At 67.8% G+C, this 19,111-nt stretch carries 11 protein-coding genes and 1 pseudogene; 6 read left to right on the top strand and 6 right to left on the bottom strand.

Going from position 1 to position 19,111, the window contains the following annotated elements:
- Nucleotides 1-138: 138 nt before the first annotated feature.
- From IHE46_RS12425 to IHE46_RS12410, 4 genes are all read left to right on the top strand, one after another.
- Nucleotides 139-1,866 (top strand): DUF3300 domain-containing protein, encoded by a 1,728-nt coding sequence (locus tag IHE46_RS12425; RefSeq protein ID WP_192164960.1) that lies wholly within the window; start codon nt 139-141, stop codon nt 1,864-1,866.
- Nucleotides 1,867-1,987: 121 nt separating this feature from the next.
- The gene (locus tag IHE46_RS12420) at nt 1,988-4,054 is read left to right on the top strand and encodes a M13 family metallopeptidase (RefSeq protein ID WP_192164959.1); all 2,067 of its coding nucleotides are present in this window, start codon (nt 1,988-1,990) and stop codon (nt 4,052-4,054) included.
- A 137-nt stretch (nt 4,055-4,191) separates the two neighbouring features.
- Nucleotides 4,192-4,692, top strand: coding sequence for a DUF4019 domain-containing protein (locus tag IHE46_RS12415; protein WP_192164958.1), 501 nt, complete (start codon nt 4,192-4,194; stop codon nt 4,690-4,692).
- 72 nt (nt 4,693-4,764) lie between these two features.
- Entirely contained in the window at nt 4,765-6,363 is a 1,599-nt protein-coding gene (locus tag IHE46_RS12410) for a sulfotransferase (protein ID WP_192164957.1), read from the top strand.
- Nucleotides 6,364-6,469: 106 nt separating this feature from the next.
- Here the strand turns inward: IHE46_RS12410 and IHE46_RS12405 are convergent, their stop codons facing one another.
- The 5 genes and pseudogenes from IHE46_RS12405 to IHE46_RS12385 form a co-directional block, all read right to left on the bottom strand.
- A complete protein-coding gene (locus tag IHE46_RS12405; protein WP_192164956.1) occupies nt 6,470-7,129 on the bottom strand; it encodes a class I SAM-dependent methyltransferase in 660 nt (219 codons plus the stop codon).
- On the bottom strand, nt 7,110-8,465 hold the full coding sequence (gene murD, locus IHE46_RS12400) for a UDP-N-acetylmuramoyl-L-alanine--D-glutamate ligase (protein WP_192164955.1): 1,356 nt from the start codon (nt 8,463-8,465) through the stop codon (nt 7,110-7,112). The genes IHE46_RS12405 and murD overlap by 20 nt, the downstream gene beginning before the upstream one ends.
- Nucleotides 8,465-9,841 carry a UDP-N-acetyl-alpha-D-muramoyl-L-alanyl-L-glutamate epimerase gene (murL, locus tag IHE46_RS12395; protein ID WP_192164954.1) on the bottom strand — a complete coding sequence of 459 codons (1,377 nt, stop codon included), beginning with the start codon at nt 9,839-9,841 and terminating at the stop codon, nt 8,465-8,467. The genes murD and murL overlap by 1 nt, the downstream gene beginning before the upstream one ends.
- Before the next feature lie 4 nt (nt 9,842-9,845).
- Nucleotides 9,846-10,243, bottom strand: a pseudogene (locus IHE46_RS12390) (endonuclease domain-containing protein).
- 91 nt (nt 10,244-10,334) lie between these two features.
- On the bottom strand, nt 10,335-12,950 hold the full coding sequence (locus tag IHE46_RS12385; protein ID WP_343230026.1) for a bifunctional aspartate kinase/diaminopimelate decarboxylase: 2,616 nt from the start codon (nt 12,948-12,950) through the stop codon (nt 10,335-10,337).
- 178 nt (nt 12,951-13,128) lie between these two features.
- Between IHE46_RS12385 and IHE46_RS12380 the strand changes: the two genes are divergently transcribed.
- The gene (locus tag IHE46_RS12380; protein ID WP_192164953.1) at nt 13,129-14,544 is read left to right on the top strand and encodes an FUSC family protein; all 1,416 of its coding nucleotides are present in this window, start codon (nt 13,129-13,131) and stop codon (nt 14,542-14,544) included.
- Nucleotides 14,545-14,640: 96 nt separating this feature from the next.
- Here IHE46_RS12380 and IHE46_RS12375 read toward each other — a convergent pair whose 3' ends face one another.
- Nucleotides 14,641-16,158 (bottom strand): fumarate hydratase, encoded by a 1,518-nt coding sequence (locus IHE46_RS12375; RefSeq protein WP_192164952.1) that lies wholly within the window; start codon nt 16,156-16,158, stop codon nt 14,641-14,643.
- Between the two features lie 487 nt (nt 16,159-16,645).
- On the opposite strand from IHE46_RS12375, the gene IHE46_RS12370 reads away from it, so the two are divergent.
- Entirely contained in the window at nt 16,646-18,544 is a 1,899-nt protein-coding gene (locus tag IHE46_RS12370) for a S53 family peptidase (protein ID WP_192164951.1), read from the top strand.
- Nucleotides 18,545-19,111: the final 567 nt, after the last annotated feature.

Below are 19,111 nucleotides of genomic sequence, written 5' to 3'. Positions count from 1 at the left end.
GACCCGCTGCCCGAATCGCGCATGACCAGTGCGTCGGCGACGACGGTTGTCACACGCTGCGTGTGACGATAATCGACCGGCATCGCCGCCGCATCGCGCGGCGCCCGTTTCACCGTCGTCTCTCATGGAGTGCTTCCGATGACCGACCGTACCCTGACCCGAAATACCGCATGCGCATTGCTCTGCGCCGGCGTCGTGATGCTGGCCGGCTGCAACAAGGCAGCCGACACGCCAGCCGCGAATCCCGCTGCATCCGGTACGGCGCCCGCACCGGCCGGCACCAGCGCAAGTGCGCAGCAGGCGCCGCCCTATACGCCGCCCACGGCCGATCAGCTGTATCAGCTGGTCGCGCCCATCGCGCTGTTCCCCGACAAGCTGGTGGCGCAGGTGCTGGCCGGCTCGACCTACCCGGACCAGATCACCGCTGCCGACAACATGCTGCAGCAGAATCCCCACGTGACCGGGACGCCGTTGGCCAACATGGTCAATCCGCAACCCTGGGACCCCAGCGTGAAGGGCCTGACGCAATTCCCGTCCGTGCTCGACCAGATGGCGCAGAACATCCAGTGGACGACCTCGCTGGGCGAGGCCTACGTCAACGATCCCACGGACGTGATGAACGCCATCCAGGTGATGCGCCAGCGTGCGCAGAGCAACGGCAGCCTGCGCAGCTCGTCGCAGATGCAGGTGGTGAGCCAGCCTGCCGGCAGCACGGTCAGCGACCAGGTCGTGCAAGGCGGTGACGATGCAGAGCCCGTGTACTCCGGGCCGTCCGTCGTGCCGGCGCCGCAGCAGACCATCCTGCTCCAGCCCGCGCAACCCGATACGGTCTACGTGCCGCAATACGACCCGGAAACCGTGTATGGCCAACCGGTGGCCACCTATCCCGGCTACACCTATGTCCAGCCGAGCGGCTACAGCACCGGCCAGATGGTGGCGGCCGGCGCCATCGGCTTCGGCGTGGGCGTGGTGGTGGCTGCGCTGCTCGACCATCACCACGACGGCGGTGGCCCGGGCCCGAATCCCGGCTGGGGCTGGAACAGCTGGGGCATGAACTGGGGCCGTCACGGCGGTGAAGGCGGCTATGCGGGCGGCGGCGGTTGGCAGCGTCCGGCGGTGGTGCACAACAACTCGGTGTACGTCTCGCGTTCCACCACCGTGGTCAACCGCTACGTCACCAACAACATCAACAACAGCCGCACGGTCAACTACGTCAACAGCAACAACCGCACGGTCAACAACACCACGAACAACAACCAGGTCAACAACAACAATCGCTATACCAACAACACCACCAACAATCGCACAGTCAACAACAACGTGGTGAACGAACGCGCAGCCGCGGCCGGTCAGAGGCCGGCCACGCAGGCGATGACCACGCCGCATTTCGGCACGCCGGTGCGCGGCGCCGAACCCGCCCGCTTCGAACAGGCCCGCACGGCCGCCCAACCGGCGGCACGTCCCGCCGCGAACGAGGCGCCGCGCGGAATCGCCCGCCCCGCGCAGCAGCCCCGCCCCGAAGCCGCAGCCGCGCGCGAAATGCCGCGTACCGAACCCGCACACGCCGCCGCACCACGCCCCATGGAACGGCCGGCGCAGCCTACGCCGGAACGCCCCGTCCAGCGGCCTGCGCAGGAGCGCCCCGTGCAACGGCCGATGCAGCCCGCGCAGGAACGACCGGCACAACCTGCACAGCAACGGCCGGCCGAACGTCCGGCGCCACAGCCCATGGAACGCGCGCCGGAACGCCCCGCCCCGCAACCGCAGGCGCGCCCGGAACCGCAGCGCCCCGCCGCTCGTCCGGCGCCCACCCATCACGAAGCGCCCAAGCCCGCGCCCAAGAAGCACGACGACAACCAGCATTGACGCTACCTTCGCTACGCCGCCGCGACCGTGGCGGCGTAGCGGCCGCAATGCCTTCCGACACCTGCAGCGCCGCCCGCTTGGCGCTATCGTGCTCGCCTCCCAAGACAGCGAGGTGGCACCCATGCAACGCAATCGATGGATCCTGGCCGCGGCGATCGCCACCGCGCTTTGCGGTACCTCCGCCATCGCAGCGACGCCTGCGCCGTCCAACGCCGATATCGGCCTCGACCTCGCCGGCATCGACCACTCGGTGAAGCCTGGCGATGAGTTCTTCGACTACGCCAATGGCGCCTGGCTGAAAACCGCGCAGATTCCTGCCGACCGCTCCAGCGTCGGCACCTTCCTGAAGATCTTCGAAGCCACCGAAAAGCACACCGCCGACCTCATCAAGAACGCCGGCGACAGCCATCCCGCCGCAGGCAGCAATGCGCGCAAGATCGCCGACTACTACGCCGCCTACATGGACGAGGCCGCCATCGCGAAGCACGGCCTCGCTCCGCTGAAGCCAGCGCTGTCCGCCATCGACGCCATCGCCAGCAAGGGCGACCTCGCCCGCGTGCTGGGCGGTCGTCTGCGCGCCGACGTCGATCCGGTCAACGCCACCAACTTCCACACCGAAAACCTGTTCGGCCTGTTCGTGACGCAGGGGCTGGAAGACCCCGGCCACACCGTCGCCTACCTGCTGCAGGGCGGCCTGGCCATGCCCAGCCGCGACTATTACCTATCGAACGATCCGCACATGGTGGCGTTCCGCGGCAAGTACCACGACTACGTGGCGGCGCTGCTGAAGCAGGCCGGCATCGCCGATGCGGATGCGAAGGCAAACACCGTCGTCGATCTCGAAACGAAGATCGCCAAGGCGCAGGAAAGCCTGATCGACAGCCAGGACGTGCACAAGGCGAACAACCTGTGGAGCATGGCCGACTTCGCGCAGAAGGCGCCGGGCCTGGACTGGTCTGCCTATTTCAAGGCCGCGCACCTGGACGGCCAGAAGCAGATCGACGTGTGGCAACCCAGCGCCGCCACCGGTCTCGCCGCACTGGTCGCCAGCGAACCGCTGGACGCATGGAAGACCCTGCTCACCTTCCACACCCTCGATGCCGCCGCACCGCTGCTGCCCAAGGCCTACGACGACCTCCACTTCGGCTTCTACGGCCAGACCCTGCAGGGCACGCCGCAACAGCAGCCGCGCTGGAAGCTCGCGGTGGGCGCCACCAACACCGACCTCGGCGATGCGGTGGGCCAGCTCTACGTGCAGAAGTACTTCCCGGCCTCGTCCAAGACCGAAGTGCAGCAGCTGGTGAAGAACCTGATCGCAGCCTTCGACGAACGCCTCGACACGCTGAGCTGGATGACCCCGGCCACGCGCGCCAAGGCCAAGGAAAAACTGGTCACGCTGAAGGTGGGCGTGGGCTACCCCGAACATTGGCGCGACTACTCCGCGCTGAAGATCGACGCCGACGATCCGCTGGGCAACCACCTGCGCGCGGTGCGGCACGAGTACGAACACCAGCTCGCCAAGCTGGGCCAGCCGGTGGATCGCGGCGAGTGGTGGATGACGCCGCAGACGGTGAACGCGGTGAACCTGCCGCTGCAGAACGCACTGAACTTCCCCGCCGCGATCCTGCAGGCGCCGTTCTTCGATCCCAAGGCCGACGCCGCCGCCAACTACGGCGCCATCGGCGCCATCATCGGCCACGAGATCAGCCACAGCTTCGACAACACCGGCGCCGATTTCGATGCGCAGGGCAGGATGGAGAACTGGTGGACGCCGGCCGACGAGGCGCATTTCAAGAGCGCCACCGCGCAACTGGTCAAGCAGTTCGACCAGTACGAGGCCCTGCCCGGCCTGCACGTGAGCGGCGAGCAGACCCTGGGCGAGAACATCGCCGACGTCTCCGGCCTCACCATCGCCTACCTCGCGTACCACAAGTCGCTGGGCGGCAAGCCCGCGCCGGTGATCGACGGCCTCAGCGGCGACCAACGCTTCTTCCTCGCCTTCGGCCAGGCCTGGCGTTCGAAGATCCGCGATGCCGCGCAGCGCCAGCGCCTCGCCACGGACGTGCACGCACCCGCCGAGTTCCGCGCCCTCACCGTGCGCAACCTCGACGCCTGGTACCCGGCGTTCAACGTGCAGCCCGGCCAGAAGCTGTACCTCGCGCCGGACCAGCGGGTGAAGATCTGGTAAGCCCCTGCGCCGGCCGGCGGGACCGGCCGGCGCAACCCGGGATCGCGAGCCCCGATGGCCGCATGACGCCAGCCATCGGGGCCGTGCGATAATCCGGCCGAATGGCATACCGATATCAGCACAAGGAGTAGCTGCCCATGTTCAAGCAAATCGCCCTGTCCGCCGCCCTGCTGGCCGCTCCCGCGGCACTGCTGGCCCAGTCGCAACCCGCCGCCACGCCTGCTGCAGGCCAGGCGAACCAGGCCGCTCCGGCGCTGACGCCGCAGCAGCTCGCTGCGATCAAGCAGCAGAACGAAGCCATGGCGCAGGGCGCGGCGAGGGTCGCCCAGATGATCGACCAGGGCCAGGCCGGCCAGGTGTGGGATGGCGCTTCCAGCGGCACCAAGCAGGTAGTGGCCCGCGACAGCTTCGTCAAACAGATCGCCGCCGACCGCGCGCAGGTGGGCAAGCTGGTCTCGCGCAAGCTGGCGGCCATTTCCCGCAGCCAATCCACGGATGGCCGCGCGCCCGCCGGCATCTACATCAACGTGAGCTTCGCCACCCAGTTCGCCAACGAGAAACAGCCCGTGCGCGAGCTGATCTCGTTCCATCTCGACAGCGACAAGACCTGGCGCGTGTCGGGTTACACGCTGCGCTGAGTTTCCGTCCTAGGTATCCTCCACGATGCCCCGGTCCTGCCGGGGCATCGTCGTTTCCCCTACCCGACAGCCATGACCCACGCCAACGAAATCCGCACGCTGCTGGATGAAGCAAAGCACGCCCGCGCCCGCGGCGACCATGCGCAGGCCGGCCAGCTCGCCGTGCAGGCGACGCGCCTGGATGCCAATTGCGCCGAGGCGCACCATCTCGCCGGGTTGGCATGCCTGGACACCCAGCAACTGAGTCGCGCCCTGGAGCACCTCAACCGTGCCGTGGCGATCGAAACCGAAAACGCCGAGTACGCCACCTACTTCGCGCGGGCGCTGGCGATATCGTGCCGCTACGGCCATGCGCTGCAGGTCGCCAACATCGCCTACGCGCTGACCCCGGCCGATCCGCTGACGCTGGACGTGCTGGGCGGCGTCTACATGCAATGCAACGCCTTCGAGCGCGCCAACACTATGTTCCGCCGCGCCGTGGCCGCGCTGCCGGATCACGCCGTCGTCCGCTTCAACGCCGCCGTGACCGCCACCTTCACCGGCAACCTCGCCGCCGCCGAAACGCATTTCGATGCCTGCGTGGCGCGCATGCCGACCTACTGGCCGGCCTACGGACTGCGCTCGCGCCTGCGCCGGCAGACGCCGGACAACAACCATGTCGAGGCCCTGCGCGCGCTGCTGGCCGCGCATGCCGGCGATGTCGACGCGCAGACCCATCTGCACAGTGCGCTGGCCAAGGAATGCGAGGATCTCGGCGACTACGCCGCCGCCTTCGAGCACATGCGGCTGGGCAAGGCCGCCGCGCGCACGCGGGTGGACTACCGGCCCGAACAGGACCGCGCGATGGTCGATGCGCTGATCGCGGCGTTCCCCACCACCGTGAGCACCGACAAGGGCTACGGCAGCGACGAGCCCATCTTCGTGGTGGGCATGCCGCGCTCCGGCACCACGCTGGTGGAGCGCATCCTGTCCAGCCACCCGGACGTGCATTCCGCCGGCGAACTGATGGACTTCGGCACCCAGCTCTGCCGCCTCGCTCCCACCGGCACGCCGGCGAAGCTCACCCCGGAACTGATCGCGCAATCGCACCGCTACGACTGGCACCAGCTCGGCCTGCGCTACGTGGACGCCACCCGGCCGCAGACTGCGCTCAAACCGCACTTCATCGACAAACTGCCGCACAACTTCCTCAACCTCGGCCTGATCGCCAAGGCGCTGCCGAAAGCGAAGATCGTCTGCCTGCGCCGCCATCCGCTCGACACCTGCCTCAGCAATTTCCGCGAAGCCTTCGCGGAAAACTCCGCCTTCCACGGCTACAGCTTCGACCTGCTCGACATCGGCCGCTTCTACATCCAGTTCGACCGCATGATGGCGCACTGGAACGCCGTGCTGCCCGGCCGCATCCTGCAGGTGGACTACGAAACCCTGGTCGCCGAACAGGAGGCCACCACCCGCAAACTGCTCGCCCACTGCGAGCTGGAGTGGCACGACGCCTGCCTGGCCTTCCAGAACAACCCCTCCGCCGTGGCCACCGCCAGCACCGCCCAGGTGCGCGAAGGCATGCACCGCCGTGCCGTGGGGCGCTGGGAAAAATTCCGGCCGTGGCTCGGCCCGCTGGAAGAGCTGTTGAACGAGGCGGGCATCGACACTTCCGCGACAACACAGAATTGAGGGCGCTCTGAAGTTGCGAAGGGCCGCATCATTGCGGAAATAAAGGCTTGCGCGAGCAGTTGCCCCTCATCTCCCTTTCCGCGAAGGTAGAGAGGGAGAAAGCGGCTCACCGCAGCTTCCGCCACAAACTCACGCGCCGATCCAAGCGAATCGACGTCCAACCGAACCGTCGCGCCATCCATCCCAGCGACGTCTCGGAATGAAACCCCACATGCGTGGGATCGCGGTGGTAATGCCAGCGCGAAAACTCCGCCATCGGCGGCCGCAGCTCGGTCATCAATCCGACCACACCGCCCGCGACGAGCACCGCATCGATACGCGCGAGATCGCGCAGCGGCGCGTGCATGTGCTCCAGCACTTCCGTGCAGGTGACAAAGCCGTAACGCGCGGCGAGCAGCGCCTCGTCGGGAGCGAAGAACGGGTCATAGCCGGCCGTGGAAAACCCCGCTTCGTCCATCATCGATGCGAGCGCAGGCGCCGCACCGCAACCGTAATCGAGGCCCTGCGCCCCAGGCTCCAGCAGCGCCATCAAGGGTTCGGCGAGCTGCGCGAGGAAACGGCGATAACCCGGGTCGTCGATGCGGTTGTCGTGCGTGCCGTAGTAGGCACGCTCCGCCGCGGCATCCAGCCACGTCGACGGATCGCGGCTCACGAGATCGCACGATGGGCAATGCCGGTAGACGCCCGTGGTTTCGCGCCACGGCGCGCCGGTCGCCGCGCCGCACAGCAGACACGCCACCATCGTCTCAGCGGATGCCAAGCCCATCGATGCCGATGGTTTCGACGGCGAAGCCGGCCAGCTCCGCGAAACGGCGCCCGCGCTCGGCATAGTCCTTGAACTGGTCGAAGCTGGGCGCGCCCGGCGACAGCAGCACCACGCCACCCGCTGGCGTGACGGTGCGCGCCATCGTCACTGCGTCGGCGAAATCTTCGGCCTCGCCCAGCGGTACCACAGCCTTGGCGGCGCGCAGCGCCTGCGCGATGCGCGGGCCGTTGGCGCCCTGCGTCACGATGCGCAGGTCGGTGCGGTCTTTGGCAGCGCGCACGAAGTCCGACCAGTCCAGCCCGCGGTCATGGCCACCCACGATCACCGTGACCTCTCGTCCGGCGAGGCTGTCCAGCGCGGCCAGCGTGGCCAGCGGCGTGGTGCTGATGGAATCGTTGATCCACGCCAGGCCGTCGTGCATGCCCAGCGGCTGCAGGCGATGCGGCAGCGGGCGGAAATCCGCCAAGGCAGGCGCGGCCTTGACCGCGTCGTAGCCCAGCGTTTCCAGCGCAGCCAATGCCGCGCAGGCGTTGAGCGCGTTGTGCAAGCCGGGCGCGGCCATCGCGTGGATGTCGAACACGGCCTGCTCGCCGCGACGGATCGCGCCATCGGCTACGTGCCAACCCTCAAGCGTGCCGAACAGGAGGCGGTGCGGATGCGCGGCGGTGCGCTCCAGCAGGTGCGCCTGTTGCCCATTGACCAGCAGGGTACGCGATACGTCCGCAAGCTTGAGCTTGTCGGCCACATAGCGTTCGCGCGAACCGTGCCAGTCGAGGTGTTCCTCGTACAGACTGGTGACCACGCCCAGTTCCAGCGCGCCCGCTTCGCCGGTCTGGAAGCTGGAAAGCTCGATGGCCCACAGGTCGGCGGACTGCCCCTGCAGCTCCAGCAGCGGCAGGCCGATATTGCCGGCCAGCGCCGTACGCACACCCAGCGCACGTGCGAGGTGTGCGATGAAGGCAGTCGTGGTGCTCTTGCCCTTGGTGCCGGTGACGGCGATCACACGCGCCCCCGGGTTCTCTGCAAACCACAGCGCGGTGCCCGAAGTGAAGGTCGTGCCCTGCGCCTGCGCGGTGGTCACCGCGGGCTTGTAGGCAGAAATGCCAGGCGACTTCACCACCACGTCGTAGGCGCACAGGGCAACCGAACCCGGCTCCTGGCCATAGACGGTGAGCGTGGCGTCGAACGCGCGCGCCGCATCGGCCTCGCTCTCACTGCAATACAGAGCCAGCGGCAACTGGGGTAGCTGCGCACGGATGGCGCGGATCGCAGCGCGGCCCTCGCGGCCGAAGCCCCACACCGCGACGCGCTTGGCCGCCAGGTCGGCGATGCGCATCAGGCAATGGCCTGCAGCGCCGCCCGCAGGCGCGCCGGCACGCGATGTTCGGCGGAAGGTTCGAGCCACGGTTCCAGCGCGAGTTGCGCCACGTCGAGCTGCGGCAGGATTTCGCTGCGGAAGCGCGCCACCAGCGCATCCTCCTGCCACTCGGGGCGCTGGCTCAGCGCGTACATGGCCGCGCGCGCCTCGGCGCCCTCGCCCACGCATTCGAACGGCTTGTGGTCCTGGTATTCCAGCAGCGCATCGAAGCCCGCCGCCTGCGCCTCGTCATCCAGCAGGTTGCGGCCGAAGATCGCGAGCAGGCGCGGCTTGGGCAGGAACGGTGCCAGCGCGAGGAACACGAAATGGCACTTCGGGCATTGCCCGCACCAACGGTCCGCCGGCTTGGGGCCGAGGATCTTGAAGTTGCGGTTGCAACTGGAGAACGCATCGAAGTACGGCGTGAGCTTGGCGAACGCGCGCGTGATCGCCAGCTCGGAATACGGACGCAGCAGCGAGCAGTAGTCGAGGTCGGCGGCCACGTGCGTGTGCAGCCAGTCGCTCAGCAATTGTTCGAAGGCGTAGCCCTTGCTCCACTGATGGTTCACCTGCTGGCCTTCGTATTCCAGCGTGGCGGCGGAGGCGGAACGTTCGTTGGCGAAGGCGATGGAGTCGAAGCCGTAGAGGATCGCGGCCACGGCGAGGATGGCCGAGTTCACCGCGGTCACCGGGATGTGCCCGTTCCACGCACCGCGCTGGTTGAGCTCGAACAGCGCCGGCGCCAGCTCGCGCTGGATATTGAGCGTGGGCAGACCGGTGCGCTCGGCACAGGCAGCGATCAGCGCAGAGTTGCCCACCCACACGGCCGTGGCTTCGCCACCGATGGACTTGATGGCCTCCACCGCGACGAGGGAATCCTTGCCGCCACCGATGGGAACCAGCGTGCGGTGCGGCAGGCCCAGTGCTTTTGCTGTGGGCCGGTCGGCGCCATTACCGGGGCTTGCCGACTTCGTTTCTGCGCCAAGACGCGGAAACGCAATGCGCCCGCGCAGGTCCAGCCCATTGCGATAGGCGAATTCGGCCAGGCCGTGCAGATAGAGTGCGTCGAGCAGGTCGGCGGTGGCGTCGTCCAATGGGCCGTCGGCCACTTCGATCTTCGGTGGCACGCCGGCCTTGTAATAGCTGACACCGGCGATCAGGTGAAGCAGCTTCAGCGCGGCATCGAACGCGGCCTTGTGCCCGTCCGGAAGCGCAGGCGCATGCGGGAAGCGGATGCGCTCCACCATGGGCTCGCCGTCGTCGAAGGCATACGCCAGCTCGGCCACGCCGTCGGCGTAGCTTGCGTGCAGGAAGCGGAACACCTGGGTCAGGCGGGGATTGTTGATCGTCGTCATTCTCTTAAGTCTCCCGCGAGCCCTGCCCCCTCTCCCCTCCGGGGAGAGGGTTGGGGTGAGGGGCCGGGCTTGCCAAGGCCACCAGAATCGCCTCAAGCACGCCCTCAATATTTGTCAGTACGTCATTGTCCCAGAAACGCAGCATGCGGTAGCCCATGGTTTCCAACTTGTGCGTGCGAGTTTCGTCATAAATCACCTGTTCGCCATGCTGGCTGCCGTCCAATTCCACGATCAGGCCCGCATCCGGACAGGCGAAGTCGGCGATATAGCGTCGATCTCCTGCTGGCGGCGGAATTTCCAACCTTGCAGGTTGCGGTTGCGCAGGTGGTGCCAAAGTTTTTGTTCGGCTTCGGTTTGGCTGACTCTCAGGCGTCGTGCCCGATCCACGCGCAAGCGTTTCATCCTTGAAACCTCCGCTTCGTTGGATAGCTACCCGCGAGCACCCACCCCTCACCCCAACCCTCTCCCCGGAGGGGAGAGGGAGGAGGTAGCGTCAGCTGTCCAGCACGACTTCCTCGGTTTCGCCTCGCAGGTTGTAGGGCGAGGACATCACCTTGCCGTAGGCGCCGGTCTGGGCGATCAGGACCACGTCGCCTTCCTGCGGCTCGGGCAAGCGGCGGTCGCTGCCCAGCACGTCGCCGCTTTCGCATATCGGGCCGACCACCTGGAACAGCGCGTCGGCGGGCTCGTCCAGGCGGCTGAGGTTGGCGATCTCGTGCCAGGCGTCGTACAGCGCGGGGCGGATCAGGCTGTTCATGCCGGTGTCCACGCCGAGGTAGCGCCAGCTGCCCTTGCCCTTGGTCTGCGTGACGCGCGCCAGCAGCACGCCGGCGTCGGCCACCAGGTAGCGGCCCGGCTCCATCCACAGCTGGTAGTGCGGATAGGCGGCCTTGACCTCGCGCAGCACTTTGTCCAGCGCTGCGATGTCCAGCTTCGCCTCGCCCGGGTGCGAGGGCACGCCCAGGCCGCCGCCGATATTGAGGAAGGCGATGCTGCCGATGCGCTCGGCGAGGCTGGCGAGCTGGCTGTAGACCTCGCCCCAGTGTTTAGCGTCGAGCACGCCCGAGCCGAGGTGCGCATGCAGGCCGCGCACCACCACGCCATGCGCGTCGGCGTGGCGCAGGAAGGTGTCGAGTTGCTCCACCGGCAGGCCGAACTTGCTGCCGCTGCCGCCGGTGCGCACCTTTTCGTGATGGCCCAGGCCGCGACCGAGGTCCACCCGCAGCACGATCTCGCGGCCGCGGAAAAGTTCGCCCCAGTGTTCCACCGGATGCAGCGCATCCAGCGTGATCGTGGCGCGCGTAGCCAGTCCGCGCTCGAAATCCGAACGCGAGGCGAAGTTGGGCGTGAACAGCAGCGGCACGTCGGCGGGCACCGCCGCCGATACCGACTCCAGCTCGCCGGGCGACACGCACTCGAAGGCGAAGCCTTCCGCGGCCAGCGCGCGCAGGATCGCCGGGTGGGTGTTCGCCTTCACCGCATAGTGCAGGCGATCCACCGCCGCCAGCGATTTCAGCTCGCGCGCCTGCTGGCGCACCGTGGGCAGGTGATACACGTAGCGCGGCGTGGCCTCGGCGGCGATGTCGAGAAGCCGCCCGCGCTCGGCCGGCTCGCGCCACCATGCCTGCGAAACCGCCGCTTCGCCGCTGCCGTACAGCTGCTGCCAGCTCGAGCCGAACAACACGCTGTCGTCGGTGCGCAGCGCGCCGGCGGCGATCAGCAGCTCGTGCAGATGCGGCAGCAGGGTATCCACCACGTCCTCGTCCACCACGAAGGTGAGGTTGAGGTTGTTGGACGACTGCGAGATCAGGTGCACGCGCAGCTGGTCGAACTCGGCCAGCACGCTGGACAGCGTGTGCAGCATCGAGCGCATGCCGCGGCCGACCAGGGTAATCGCCGCGCAGGGCGCGATCACCTTGACCCGGCATACCTTGGCCAGGTCGGCCGCCAGTGCGGCGATGGCGTCGGAGTCGAGCAGGTTCTCGGTGGGATCGAGCGACACGGTGACGTTGGTCTCGGCCGAACCGATCAGATCCACCGACAGGCCGTGCTGCTTGAAGTGCGCGAACACGTCGGCGAGGAAGCCGACCTGCTGCCACATGCCCACCGATTCCATCGATACCAGGGTGATGCCCTTGCGCGCGCTGATCGCCTTCACCGACGGCGCGTGTTCGCGCACCTGCGGGCCGATCACCGTGCCCTCCAGCTCGGGACGGTTGGTGTCCTTCACCAGCAGCGGCACGCGCGGCTCGCGCAGCGGCGACAGGCAGCGTGGGTGCAGCACCTTGGCGCCGGTGGAGGCGATTTCCTGCGCCTCCTCGTAATCCAGCTTCTGCAGCAGGCGCGCGCCCGGCACCTGGCGCGGGTTGGCGGTGAACATGCCGGCCACGTCGGTCCAGATCTCCACGCGCGCCGCCTTGAGCAGCGCGCCGAAGTACGAGGCCGAGGTGTCCGAACCGCCGCGGCCCAGCAGCACCGTGCGGCCTTCGCTCTCGCGCGCGATGAAGCCCTGCGTGATGAACACTTCGCCCTGCGCGGCGAGGCGCACGTTCAAGGCCGGATCGGGCCGTGCCTCGACCATTGCCGAGAGCAGCTTGGTGCGCTCGTTCTGGTTGGGCAGCGCGACGGCGGCGAGGCAGTCGCGCGCGTCCACCCACTGCGTGGGCAGGCCGCTGTGGCTGAGGAAGGCCGCGCCCAGCGCGCTCGACATCAGCTCGCCATGCGCCTGCACCAGGGCTGCCCAGGCCAGTTCGCCCTGCCGCGACGGGCCTTCCACCGCCAGCGCGGCCAGCTCGTCCAGGCGTTCGCCCAGCGTGGCCGGCAACTGGAGCTGCATGTGGCCGAGCAGATCGTAGTGGCGTTGCGCGATGGCGCTGGCCGCCGCCTTGCGTTTGCCCTGGTCGCCCTCGCTGCACAGCTGTTTCAGCGCGTCGGTGATGCCGGTGAGCGCGGACACGACCACCAGCACGCGCGCGCCTTCGGCGCGGCGGCTGGCGACCAGCTCATGGATGTTCTGCCAGCGCGGCAGGGTGGCGACACTGGTGCCGCCGAACTTCATCACGATCCAGGGGGCGTCCGCAGGCAGCGGCGCAGGGGCGTTGGGGTTCACGGGTCTCTTGCTGTGGTTGGGGGAAACAATCCCCCCAGTGTTGCGCTGCGGCAACGCGATTGCAACCGTGGATTCATACGCCGGCGTTTGGACGTCCAGACGTCCACTTCCATGGACGGATGGAGGCGCGGACGGGCGCTGCTAGACTGCGCACCACCGCCATGGAGCCCGACCGCGCATGACCGCCGCGTCTTCCGTCCTGCCCAATGCGCTGCGGGCCTTGCCCGAAGCGATCGTCTCGATGGCGGCCGCGCTGCTCACGCTGGCCTGCGCGCAATGGCTGGCCCCCGGCCCCGGCAGCGCCGTGCTGGCCGTGGTGCTTAGCCTTTCGCTCGCCCGCAGCCGGCTCGATCGCGACCGTCGCGGTCGGCTGGAAGCGGCCATCGCCCTGCCCGCGGTGGGCCTGGCCGCGACCGGGGTGGGCTGGCTGCTGCTGCACGCGCCCTGGGTGGGTGCGGCGGCCTTCACCGTAGGCGTGTCGTCGTCGGTGTGGCTGCGCCAGTTCGGCGAACTGGCGCGACGCGCCAGCCGGCTGATCGCCTTGCCCTTCGTGACCGTGCTCACCGTGCCGCATTTGTCCGGCGCACAGCACGGCCCCCTGCCTGCCGCCCTGGTGCCGATCCTGGTGGCCCTGTTCGCGCTGGCCTGGGTATCGCTGCTGGACGTCCTGGGACGGCGCCTCGGCTGGCTCGCCGATGCCCATGTGCGCCACGTCGCTGTGCCGCCACGTCCTTCCGCCAGCCAGGCACGCCCCTCCGCCACAACGCGCATGGCCGTGCAGATGGCCGTGGCATTGGCGCTGGCCTTCGGCGTCGGCCATGCGTGTTTCGGCGAGCATTGGCCGTGGGTGGTGCTGACCGCCTTCATCGTGCACAGCGGCAACCGCGGCCACATGGAGGTGGCGTACAAGAGCGTGCTGCGGCTGGTCGGCGCTGCGGGCGGCTGCATCGCCGCGGCCGTGCTGGCCGCACCGGTCGGCACGCACGGCAACGCGGGGCTGATCCTGCTCGCGCTGTTCCTGGGCACCTGGCTGCGCCAGTTCAACTATGCGTGGTGGGCGCTGTTCGTCACCGTGGCACTGGCCTTGCTGCAGAACTACGCCGGGCTGCCTGCGGCATCGGCGATGACGCTGCGCCTCGCCGCCATCGCGGTGGGTGCGGCGATCGGCGTGACCACGGCATGGCTGGTGCTGCCGGTGCGTTCCACCGATGCGCTGCGCCGGCGCCTGGCCGATGCGCTGGCAGCGCTGAGCGAGGCGTTGGATCCGACGATCGAACCACGCAGTGCCGCAGCCTTCGTGCGTGCGCTGGATGACGTGCGGTCGCTGGCGCCGACGTTTCGCGCGGCGCGTCTGCTGGGCATGCGCGAGCAGGCGGACTGGATCGATACGCTGTTCGCTTGCCGCGCACCCGCGCTGGCCCTGATCGAACGAGGGGCCACGCCAGGGCAGGTACGACGCGCGGTGGGTGCGGCGCGGCAGGCGCTGCGGGAACCGGAGCGCCTGCTCGATGCGTTGAAGGCGCTGCGTGACTCGTTCCCTCTCGCCGGCGGGGAGAGGGCTGAGGTGAGGAGCCCATCTGGCGAGAAGCTTTGATGGAGCACCTGCTTCGATGGGATGTTCTCGCGAGCACCCGCCCCTCGCCTCGATCCTCTCCCCGCCGGGGAGAGGAAGCGAAGGCGTGCGTTGGCGTTACGCGACCACCACCGGAATCTTGCCGATCCGCGCCTGCCACTCCTTCGGCCCGGTCTGGTGCACGGACGTACCGGCGGAATCCACGGCTACGGTGACGGGCATGTCCTGCACCTCGAACTCGTAGATCGCCTCCATGCCGAGATCGGCGAAGCCGACCACGCGCGAGGCCTTGATTGCCTTGGACACCAGGTAGGCAGCGCCGCCCACGGCCATCAGGTACACCGAGCGGTGCTTCTTGATCGCCTCGATGGCGCCCGGGCCGCGCTCGGCCTTGCCGACCATGCCGAGCAGGCCGGTCTGCGCCAGCACCTGCTCGGTGAACTTGTCCATGCGGGTGGCGGTGGTGGGACCGGCAGGGCCGACCACTTCGTCGCGCACCGGATCGACCGGGCCCACGTAGTAGATGAAGCGACCGGTGAAATCCACCGGCAGCGGCTCGCCCTTGTTGAGCATGTCGACCATGCGCTTGTGCGCGGCGTCGCGGCCGGTGAGCAGCTTGCCGTTGAGCAGCAGCACTTCGCCCGGCTTCCAGGTGGCGACTTCTTCGCGGGTCACCGTGTCGAGGTTCACGCGGCGCGCGTTCTGCGGGCTGTAGGTGAGCTTGGGCCAGTCTTCCAGCGAGGGCGGATCGAGTGCGACCGGACCGGAGCCGTCCAGCGTGAAGTGCGCGTGGCGGGTGGCGGCGCAGTTGGGGATCATCGCCACCGGCAGGTTGGCCGCGTGGGTGGGGTAATCCTTGACCTTGATGTCGAGCACGGTGGTGAGGCCACCCAGGCCCTGCGCGCCGATGCCCAGCGCGTTGACCTTCTCGTACAACTCGATGCGCAGTTCCTCGGCGCGGTTCTGCGGGCCGCGGGCGATCAGCTCCTGGATGTCGATGTGCTCCATCAGCGACTCCTTCGCCAGCAGCATCGCCTTCTCGGCGGTGCCGCCGATGCCGATGCCCAGCATGCCCGGCGGGCACCAGCCCGCGCCCATGGTCGGCACGGTCTTGAGCACCCAGTCCACGATGGAGTCGGACGGGTTGAGCATCACGAACTTGCTCTTGGCTTCGGAACCGCCGCCCTTGGCCGCGACGATCACGTCCACGGTGTCGCCCGGCACGATGGAGACGTTGATGACGGCCGGCGTGTTGTCCTTAGTGTTGCTGCGCTTGCCCGCCGGATCGGCCAGCACGCTGGCGCGCAGCTTGTTGTCGGGGTCGTTGTAGGCGCGGCGCACGCCTTCGTTGACCATGTCCTCCAGCGACATCGTGGCGTCGTCCCAGCGCACGTTCATGCCTACCTTGAGGAACACGGTGACGATGCCCGTGTCCTGGCACAGCGGACGGTGGCCCTCGGCGGCCATGCGCGAGTTGATCAGGATCTGCGCCATCGCGTCCTTCGCCGCCGGCGACTCCTCGCGCTCGTACGCGGCGGCGAGGTTCTTGATGTAGTCGACGGGGTGGTAATAGCTGATGTACTGCAGCGCGTCGGCGACGGACTGGATCAGGTCGGCTTGCTTGATGGCGGTCATGGCGATGGCTTCGATGGGGAAAGGGGCTTGCGGCGGCGTAACCGGCGAAGCCAGTCGCCTATTGTGCCGCAGCTCGCGCATGCGCCCCAAGCCGCACGGCCATCGCAGGGCTTCCGGCAGAGCCGCCGCCCGAATTCAACCGTTCGCCTCGGGCGTAAATCGAAGCCCTTGATGGCCTTCGATTTCCTCGTTCCAAACCTGGGACGCCAGCGTTCTCCCGTAGACGCCGACAGGCCGGCGCCCGGGCATAACCTTATTCAAAACCCGTGGTGCCGCCGGACATCCAAAGCACTACCCGCCGCACCCAACATCGCGGTAGGCTCCATGGGCGGCGCAACGCCGGTCGTCAGGGGGTGACAGACGGCGTCGCTGGGGAATTCCTCAAGTCATTGTTCGACGTCATGCCATGTGGATCGACCACAGGGCGTCGCGACGACGCGCCGTCGCCCGTGCACGCCCGGATTATTTGCCACCAGGAGGAAGCGCAATGTTCGTGAAGCTGCAACGCAAATCCCTCGCCGGTTGCCTCGCCCTGCTGCTCGCAGGCGTCGGGAGCACCGCGCTGGCCGCCGACGAGCGGCCCAGCACCGACATGGGCATGGCCACTTCGAGCCAGACCGTGCATGTCACGCTGATGTTGAAACTGCGCAACGAAGCGGCATTGCAGGACTACATCCGTCAGACCGTCACCCCCGGCAGCGCGCACTACCAGCAATTCCTCAGCACCAGCGACTTCGCCAGCAAATACGGCGCCAGCGATGCGGACGTCGCGCGCGTACTGGCTTATCTGCAGCAGCACGGCCTCAGCGGCAAGGTGCTGGACAGCCACGTGGCGATCCAGACCAGCGGCACGCTGGCCCAGTTCGGCACGCTGTTCCAGGCGCCCATCCACGACTATGTGTCGAAGCGCAGCGGCCGGCATTTCCATCGCCCGTCGAAGACGCCGCAGATGCCTGGCGCGCTGGCCGACACCGTGGTCTTCGCCAGCGGCCTGAGCAATGAGCGGCAGTTCCTGTCGCATCGCATCCGCGCGCCGCAGCTGCCGGCGGCACAGCAGGCGCTCACGCTGAAGGCACTCGGCCAGAGCACCAGCGGCGGCAACCCCACGGCCACCGGCCAGCCGGGCAACTACACCGTGGGCGACGTGGCCAACTTCTACAACATCAACCCGCTGTACCAGCACGGCATCACCGGCAAGGGCGCGACGGTGGCCATCGTTACCCTGTCCAACTTCTACCCGGCCGACGCGCAGGCCTACTGGGACGCCATCGGCCTCACCACCAAGGCGAACCGCATCACCCAGGTGCACGTGGACGGCGGCGGCGCCATCGACGGCGGCAGCGGCGAAACCTCGCTGGACGTGGAACAGGCCGGCGGCATTGCGCCCAACGCCAACATCCTCGTCTACGACGCACCCAACGCCGGCAACGGCTTCATCGACGCCCTCGCGCAGGCGGTGTCCGACAACAAGGCCGACAGCATCTCCACCAGCTGGGGCTCGCCGGAGATCTACAACTTCGCCGCACTGAACGTGAACGGCGCCAGCGTCAGCGACACCACCGACGTGGGCGACCTGCGCGCGTTCCACCAGTTGCTGCTGGAAGCTGCGGTGCAGGGGCAGTCGGTATTCGCCGCCACCGGCGACTCCGGCGCCTACGACACCGTGCGCGGCCTGGGCACGGGCACCGGCCCGGGGCAGTTCAGCGCGCCGCTGACCGTGGACTCGCCCGCCTCCGATCCGTACATCACCGCCGCAGGCGGCACCACCACGCCGGTGACGTTCACCAGCTCGACCGGCGCCACGCTGTCGATCAATCAGGAAAGCGTCTGGGGCTGGGACTACCTGGAGTTCTTCGGAATTCCCCGCGCCGAGCTGTTCTCCAGCGGCGGCGGTGGCGGCGTGAGCGTGTACTGGCAGCAGCCGTTCTACCAGTGGTTCACCCGGGGCACCCAGCGCAGCCAGAAGAAGCAGTCGCTGGTCTACAACGACCCCAGCGCCGGCCCCACCACCCTGCTGAAGCTGCCTGCCAACTTCAACGGCCGCAACGTGCCGGACATCTCGCTCAACGCCGATCCCGAAACCGGCTATGTCGTGGTGTCCAGCGCCGACGGCGGCGTGATCTCCGAAGGCGGCACCAGCTTCGTGGCGCCGCAGCTCAACGGCATCAGCGCGCTGCTGACGCAGAGCACGGGGCATCGCGTGGGCTTCTGGAACCCGCAGGTGTATCTGCTGCAGAACATCTTCGGCTACGGCAAGTGGTCGGCTTTCAACAGCGTGAACGCCGGCGACAACTGGTTCTACTACGGTGCGCCGAACTACACGCCGGGCGCGGGCATCGGCACGCTCAACGTGGCCAACCTCAACCTGTTCCTCGGCGGACGCTGAGGTTTCGCCACGAAGGTGTCTCGACGGCGGCCGCGCAAGCGGCCGTCGTTTTTTGTGGTGGGGTCTTGCTGCTGGGAGTTGAGGGAGTGGCGAGCGCCGAGTTTCGCGACTTGATTCAGTTGGGCTTTGTTTGAGTGTTTGGTGCAAGGGACAGAGCGGTTTCGGTCGCCTGCCGGCGCCCGAGTTACTTCTCTTTGCTGGCCCAAAGAGAAGTAACCCAGAGAAATGGCCTGGCTCAATCCGCCGGAACTACAAGCGGGCGGTGTCGAGGACGTTGGAACTACGTTCGGCGACACGTCCTGCACAGCGGCCACACCACGCCGTATCTGGGAACTGAGGGAAACATCTGAGAACTGAGGGCAAGACCCTAGGGCGCTTCGCTCTGCATGTCTTGCTCGTCATTCCAGCGCAGGCCGGAATCCAGTAACCGTGATGCTCGAACAGGCGTGGTTGCTATTGGATCCCGGCCTGCGCCGGGATGACGAGCAGAGACGTTAGTACCTCGCCCCGCTTTAGCTTGGCTCTGCTCTCTGCTCTCTGCTCTCTGCTTTAGCTTGGCTCTGGTTT

Source organism: Rhodanobacter sp. DHG33 (assembly GCF_014843005.1).
In the GTDB taxonomy this organism is placed as follows: Bacteria; Pseudomonadota; Gammaproteobacteria; order Xanthomonadales; family Rhodanobacteraceae; genus Rhodanobacter_A.
Note: the sequence above shows the minus strand (reverse complement) of the source record. Positions and strands in the feature narration are given on the sequence as shown.